The organism is Aeromonas sp. s11 (genome assembly GCF_040907945.1).
Taxonomy (GTDB): Bacteria; Pseudomonadota; Gammaproteobacteria; order Enterobacterales; family Aeromonadaceae; genus Aeromonas; species Aeromonas veronii.
This window is the reverse complement of record NZ_JBFOCU010000013.1, coordinates 36,354-42,694: the sequence shown is the minus strand read 5'-3', so window position 1 is coordinate 42,694 and position 6,341 is coordinate 36,354. Positions and strand designations below refer to the sequence as shown.

Annotated in this window: 5 protein-coding genes; 3 read left to right on the top strand and 2 right to left on the bottom strand. The window is 59.6% G+C overall.

From position 1 onward, the window contains the following. Positions 1–176 precede the first annotated feature (176 nt). Together AB5Y84_RS02905 and AB5Y84_RS02900 are read left to right on the top strand one after the other, a co-directional pair. A complete protein-coding gene (locus AB5Y84_RS02905; protein ID WP_019446305.1) occupies positions 177–554 on the top strand; it encodes a CesT family type III secretion system chaperone in 378 nt (125 codons plus the stop codon). 126 nt (positions 555–680) lie between these two features. After that, positions 681–1,175, top strand: a complete 495-nt coding sequence (locus AB5Y84_RS02900; protein WP_236354627.1) for a DM13 domain-containing protein — start codon at positions 681–683, stop codon at positions 1,173–1,175. A gap of 74 nt (positions 1,176–1,249) precedes the next feature. Here the strand turns inward: AB5Y84_RS02900 and AB5Y84_RS02895 are convergent, their stop codons facing one another. Then, the gene (locus tag AB5Y84_RS02895; protein ID WP_349930912.1) at positions 1,250–3,514 is read right to left on the bottom strand and encodes a methyl-accepting chemotaxis protein; all 2,265 of its coding nucleotides are present in this window, start codon (positions 3,512–3,514) and stop codon (positions 1,250–1,252) included. A 251-nt stretch (positions 3,515–3,765) separates the two neighbouring features. Next, entirely contained in the window at positions 3,766–4,770 is a 1,005-nt protein-coding gene (locus AB5Y84_RS02890) for a substrate-binding domain-containing protein (RefSeq protein ID WP_005355925.1), read from the bottom strand. A gap of 434 nt (positions 4,771–5,204) precedes the next feature. Between AB5Y84_RS02890 and AB5Y84_RS02885 the strand changes: the two genes are divergently transcribed. Then, entirely contained in the window at positions 5,205–6,326 is a 1,122-nt protein-coding gene (locus AB5Y84_RS02885) for a branched-chain amino acid ABC transporter substrate-binding protein (protein WP_021229257.1), read from the top strand. The last annotated feature ends 15 nt before the right edge of the window (positions 6,327–6,341 follow it).

The window sequence follows — 6,341 nt, the reverse complement described above, 5'->3', positions numbered from 1 at the left end:
TTCGCCGCCAGTCTAGGAGAGGCCATCAACAGGGACTATCGGGATTGGTCGCGATTTTTGTACTGAGCGCGGCGTGCTATCTCGCTGACCGAAAAGCTAAAAAAAGAGAGCCACCATTAACAGTGCCGCTGGCGGTGACCTGCTCTAATGGCGCCATCATCAATCTGGAGCCATCAATGAACTCTCTTTATCACGCCGCCATCCACCAGCTGTTTCTCTCCCTCTCCCTGCCTGCGCCGCAACAGGAGGAGAGCGTCACCAGCCTGCAGATCGGCGAACTGACCTGTCACCTGACCGAACACCCGGCCGACTATCTGCTGATGTTTACCCGCCTCGATGCGGCCACCAGCGCCCAGGCCGCAGCCCAAAACCTGTTCAGTCAGGACCCGTGCAAACCGGTACTGGGTTTCGATACCGAGAGCCTGACACCGGTACTGTGGAGTCGCCAGCCCTTGCAGCAACTGGATCGCACCCAGATCCACCACCAGCTGGAACAGCTGGTACACGCCGCTAGCGAGATCAACAAAGGCCAGGACGGCACTATCCGGCCTTGAGCCATTGGTGTGACCACACCCCACGTCACCATAGAGGGGTAACTACACCTCTAGCATGAGCAAACTGGGCAGCGGGCCCCCGGACTGGTATGGTTTTGCCATCAATTCATCAACGACCGAGATATCATGAAACGCAAAACCATGGCCCTGCTGCTGGGCACCCATCTGCTGGTCGCGGCGGCAGGCTTTGCCGCCGGTGTCTACACCCTGCCGATCCTGATCGCGCCACCCGCCCCTGATACCGAGCAGGTAGCGGCCAGCCAGCAGCAAGCGAGATTCCACGGCACCTTTCGCCGGGATCTGAAAGACAGCGATCGGCTGCACTGGGGGGAAGGCAAGGTGAGCATAGGGCCGGATGCCATCAGTCTGATGGGCAAGCTGGCCCCCGGACCGGACTACCAGCTCTACCTCTCCCCCGAGTTTGTCGAGACCGAAGCCGATTTTGCCCGCCTCAAGGATCAGATGGTGCAAGTAGGGCCGGTGAAGACCTTCGACAACTTTATTGTGCCGCTGCCCGCCACGATCGACCCGGCCCGCTACAGCAGCGTGATCGTCTGGTGTGAAACCTTCAGCCAGTTCATCACCGCCGCCCGTTATCAGGATCTTCGTCCGGAGCAGTAACCTCGCCCCTGATCCGCACCATGAAAAAGGGCTGGCATCGCTGTCAGCCCTTTGGCTATACGATCCGCTCGTCATTAACGCTCCGGCTTGGTCATCTCCCGCAGCAACTGATCGATGCAGCCCACTACCTGCTCTGAGTTCTGCTCGATCTCGCGGTAGAGCGCCTCCGCCTCTTCATGCTTGTGCTGATTTTTCAGCTCGATAACCTGCTGGATCACCTGATGCAATCTGGCGTGCGGGGCGGCCATCGCCCTGAAGGCCGGTTGATCGCCGCAGCATGCCTGCCCTTCACTGAAGTACCAGTGACCAAGGCGGCACTCCTTGTCACTGACCGCCTCGCTGCGCGACAGCCCCTCCTGCCCATCCAGATAGGCTCGGACACGGGTCTTCCAGCCCATGTGAGCGGCACGGGCGCGACTCAGCACCATCCGCACGTTGGAGCCATCCTGGAACTGTCCGGCCAGATCCCCCAGCTTGTCCACCAGGGTCGCCACATGGCTGGCGATATGGGCGGTATCCCGCGCCACCAGCGTGGTGGCCTGGGAGATCTCGTGGACGCTGACGATATTGCGGGTGATCTCGTCGCTCACCGAGGATTGCTCCTCCGAGGCAGCGGCGATCTGGGTGTTCATGTCGCGAATGCTGTTGACCGCCCCCTTGATCCGGCCGAGGGCTTCTCCTGCCTGATTGGCCCGCTCCACCGACTCCCCCGCTCGCGAGACGCTGTGTTCGATCATGGTCACCGTGGTGCCCACCGCCCGTTGCAACTGCTCTATGGTGCCGCGGATCTCGGCGGTGGAGTGCTGGGTGCGCCCGGCCAGCGAGCGCACCTCGTCGGCCACCACCGCAAAACCGCGCCCCTGTTCCCCGGCCCGGGCCGCCTCTATGGCGGCGTTGAGGGCCAGCAGGTTGGTCTGCTCGGCGATGGACTGGATCACCGCAAGCACCGAGCCAATCTGCTCGCTGGCCTTGGCAACCTCTTTCACCGTGTTGCCCGCGCTGGCGATCTCCACGGCCAGCTGTTCGATCATGTTGACGCTCTGCTGCACCACCTCATCACCGGTGACCGCCTGATTGTCCGCTTCGTTGGCCGCTTCGGCCGCCTGCGCCGTGTTGTTGGCCACCTCGTGTACCGTGCTGGTCATCTCGGTCATGGCGGTGGCGAGCTGGGTGGTCTGCTCCTGCTGGCGCGTCATGCTGCCAAGATTGCCGGCCGCACTGCGCGACAACCGCTCACTCTCGCCAGCCAGTTCGCCCAGTGTCGCGGTGAGCTGGCTGATGGTGTCGCGGATCTTGGCAACAAAGCCATTGAACGCCGACCCGAGGCGGCGGATCTCCTCCGGCCCCGCCACCGGCAGCTTGCTGCCGAGATCGCCGGAGCCATTGGCCAGCGCCTCCAGCGCCTTGACGCTGTCGAGCAGCGGTCGATTGATGCGATTGAGTGCAAACGCCATCACCATGGCAATCACCAGAGCCCCTATCAGAGAGATGATCGCCATCTGCCAGCCCTGACGCGCCAGATCGGCCGCGACCAGACTGTGATCCCGGGTCAACTCGATGATACCGACCGCCTTGCCGGAGTAATCGCGCAGGGGGGCCGCCATCACCAGCAAATCACTTCCCTGCTGCGTCATATTGACGAAGCGTTCCTCACCGGCCAGTACCGGCTGATACCACTCCATCGCCTCACCAAGCCGGGATGTGCCAACCAGCGTCACCAGTTTGCCCTGCTCAAACAGATAGATGGCGAGCTGCACCTGCTTGTCCAGCAGTTGGCCAAACAGCTTTTCATCTAGGGCACGACCAAACTCCACCGAACCGACCGGCTGCCCGTTGAAGGTGACCGGCACGACCCCGCGCAAACCGGTACCAGCCACGCCAATCTCCAGCCCGCCAACGGCATGATGCTCGCGATTCACCTCAACCACAGTGGGGCGAATGGCAGATAGGTCATCACCGTTTTTTTCAGGCTTGTGTACCCGATAGAGGGAAGTGGCTGGCGGCAAGTGGAACTGGAACTGCTCGATCCCCTGCGCCTTGATAGCGGGCCAGAGCGGATCAAACAGATTGGCGAGGGTCTGCCAATCCTTGTCGGCCACCGCCTTTGCTGCATCCGCCCGCTGGGCGATCAGGGTCGCCGCCAGCACGGTTTCATGGCTGGTGTTTTTGATCACCGCTTCCACGTTCTGGAGCTGACTCCGCAGTGCAGCCTGCTCGGCCGCGAGCGCCCGCTGGCGATTTTCAAACAGATTAAAGGTAAGCAGCACCACGGCGAGCAATACGATGCCGCCGATTGCCAGCAGCGTGATCTGGTGACCCAGCTTGCGAGGGGGGAACATAAGACACCATCCTTGACAGTCATACCCAACCTACAGGATGGAACGGTTAAGTCGGGAGTCCATCAGAACTTAACCCTTTGTTGATATTGATCAAACGATTAACAAGCAAAATGCGAGGTGGGTCAAACGGGGGGGATATTCACTCACAAGGCCGAGATCGGCACTGCGAGCCACAGGTTGAAAGTAAACCGCCCATAAACAAAAACCCCCTCGTGACAGAGGGGGTTTTTCGTGTTGGCAACGGGTGCGGATTAACGCAACGGTTTGACCGAGCGACGGACGATCAGCTCGGGCTGTACTGTCATCGATTCCACTTCCAGCTCCTTGTTGCGGATCCGGCTGACCAGATGCTTCACCGCCAGCTGGCCCAGTTCGGCCTTCGGGTGACGGATGGTGGTCAGCGGCGGGCTGGAGAAGCGCGCCATCTCCACATCGTCGTAGCCGATGATGGAGATATCGTCCGGCACCTTGACTCCCGCTTCCCAGGCAGCGCAAATCGCGCCGATCGCCATGGGGTCGTCGAAGGCAAAGACCGCGGTCGGACGAGGCTGCAGGGCCAGGATACGCTGCATGGCATCGAAGCCGCTCTGGCTCTCGTAGTCCCCTTCGAAGACCTGTTCATCTTTAAGGGTCAGACCGTGCTCGCCCAGCGCATCACGTACCCCGTCCAGTCGCTGCTGGGTGGTCGGCTTGGAGAGCTGGCCAGTGATGCAGACGATGTCGCGGTGCCCCAGCTCCAGCAGATGGCGTACGGCCATGCGGGCGCCGATGCGGGCGTTGTCGTTGATGACGTTGGCGAAATCGCACTCCGTGCCCCAATCCAGTACCACCTGCGGCACGTTCTTGTGGATGCGCAGCATGTCGCGCAACGGGGTGTCGATATCGGTACCCAATACCAGCAGTCCATCCACCCGTTTTTCCATCAGCATTCTCAGGTAATGCTGTTGGCGAGGCGGCTGGTTTTCGGTGTTGCAGAGGATCAGGCTGTAGCCCTGTTCGAAGCAGTACGCTTCAACCCCTTGCACCACTTCTGCGAAGAAGGGGTTTACGCTGGTGGTGACCAGCATACCAATGGTCTTGGTCGAATTTATTTTAAGACTGCGCGCTACCGAGTTGGGCGCGTAGTTGAGTTCTGCCACCGCCTCAATCACTTTCTGGGTCGCGTCTTCGCTGACCCGCCGAGTGTGGTTGAGCACATGTGAGACGGTGGAGATGGATACGCCTGCGCGCGAGGCGACATCCTTGATAGTGGCCATCTCTGTCTCCTGACTGTCAAAGGCGGAACATTAGCAGATTTCCCGAATAAAGGCTTGGTTTTAACGAGCTCTGCCACGGAATTGTCAATGCCGGCTAATTTAGGCGCTCATTTCTGTTTGCGCAAATGGATTGTGGTCAAAATGGGAGCGCTGTCAGAGTAAAATATCGCCAGATTAATCCTCTGGCGTTTGTCAGAATCGCATCTCGTTACCAAGATGTTAAGTCAACAAATCAAAATTAAGCTCTGATTAGCTGAAAATAACAGGTCATTTATTTCAAAATCCGCCCATCCAACCCCCTCTGGTTAGTATCTTTAACAGCTTGTTATTGCCCCGTGAGGAATGATAGAACCATACCTATAGCCGGATGCACGGGATGTAGATCCGGAATGGTACACGGAAATGAAACAATCCACTGATTAAGGGACGAATCAATGCATAAGTTGAGCAAAATCACAGTTGGCGCAGCGGTTTCTTTGGCTCTGTTTGGATCGATCTCCATCGCCCACGCGGCAGACACCATCAAGATAGGTATCGCAGGCCCGGTTACCGGCCCGGTTGCCCAGTACGGGGACATGCAGTTCACCGGCGGCAAGATGGCGGTAGAGCAGATCAACAAGGCTGGCGGCCTCAATGGCAAGCAGATCGAAGCAGTCGTCTATGACGATGCCTGCGATCCCAAACAGGCGGTGGCCGTTGCCAACAAGGTGGTGAACGATGGCGTCAAGTTCGTGGTCGGCCACCTCTGCTCCGACAACACCCTGCCCGCCTCCGACATCTATGAAGACGAGGGGATCCTGATGGTCACCCCCGCCTCCACCAACCCCAAGATCACCGAGCGCGGTTACCAGCTGACCCTGCGCACCATCGGCCTGGATAGCGATCAGGGCCCAACTGCCGCCAAGTACATCATCGAGCAGGTCAAACCCCAGCGCGTCGCCGTTATCCATGACAAGAAGCAGTACGGTGAAGGGATCGCCTCCAGCGTCAAAGCGGCGCTCGACAAGGCTGGCGTGAAAGTGGTGGCCTTTGAAGGGATCACCGCCGGTGACAAGGACTTCTCCGCCCTGATCGCCAAACTGCAGAAAGAGAACGTCGATTTCGTCTACTACGGCGGCTATCACCCTGAGCTGGGTCTGATCCTGCGTCAGGCTGGCGAGAAGGGGCTGAAAGCCAAGTTCATGGGCCCGGAAGGGGTGGGTAACAAGGATATCTCCGCCATTGGTGGCCCGGCTTCCGAAGGCCTGCTGGTGACCCTGCCGAACAAATACGATCTGGTGCCTGCCAACGCCCCGCTGGTAGCGGCGTTCAAGGCCAAGGGTCAGGACTCCTCCGGCCCGTTCGTCTGGACTACCTATGCCGCGGTGCAAACCCTGGCAGCCGGTATCGCCAAGGCGGGTGAAGATGACCCGGCTGCCGTTGCCGCCGCCATCAAGGCTGCGCCGATCGATACCGTGATGGGCCCCCTGACCTGGGCACCGAACGGTGACCTGAAAGGCTTCGAATTCGGTGTGTTCCAGTGGCACGCTGACGGTACTTCCAGCCAAGTCAAATAATCTGCCGATCGGGGG

Bases quoted from the DNA above. Each gene is read 5' to 3' on its own strand.
- AB5Y84_RS02895 (WP_349930912.1), bottom strand. From the start codon at position 3,514: ATGTTCCCCCCTCGCAAGCTGGGTCACCAGATCACGCTGCTGGCAATC.
- AB5Y84_RS02890 (WP_005355925.1), bottom strand. From the start codon at position 4,770: ATGGCCACTATCAAGGATGTCGCCTCGCGCGCAGGCGTATCCATCTCC.
- AB5Y84_RS02885 (WP_021229257.1), top strand. From the start codon at position 5,205: ATGCATAAGTTGAGCAAAATCACAGTTGGCGCAGCGGTTTCTTTGGCT.
- AB5Y84_RS02905 (WP_019446305.1), top strand. From the start codon at position 177: ATGAACTCTCTTTATCACGCCGCCATCCACCAGCTGTTTCTCTCCCTC.
- AB5Y84_RS02900 (WP_236354627.1), top strand. From the start codon at position 681: ATGAAACGCAAAACCATGGCCCTGCTGCTGGGCACCCATCTGCTGGTC.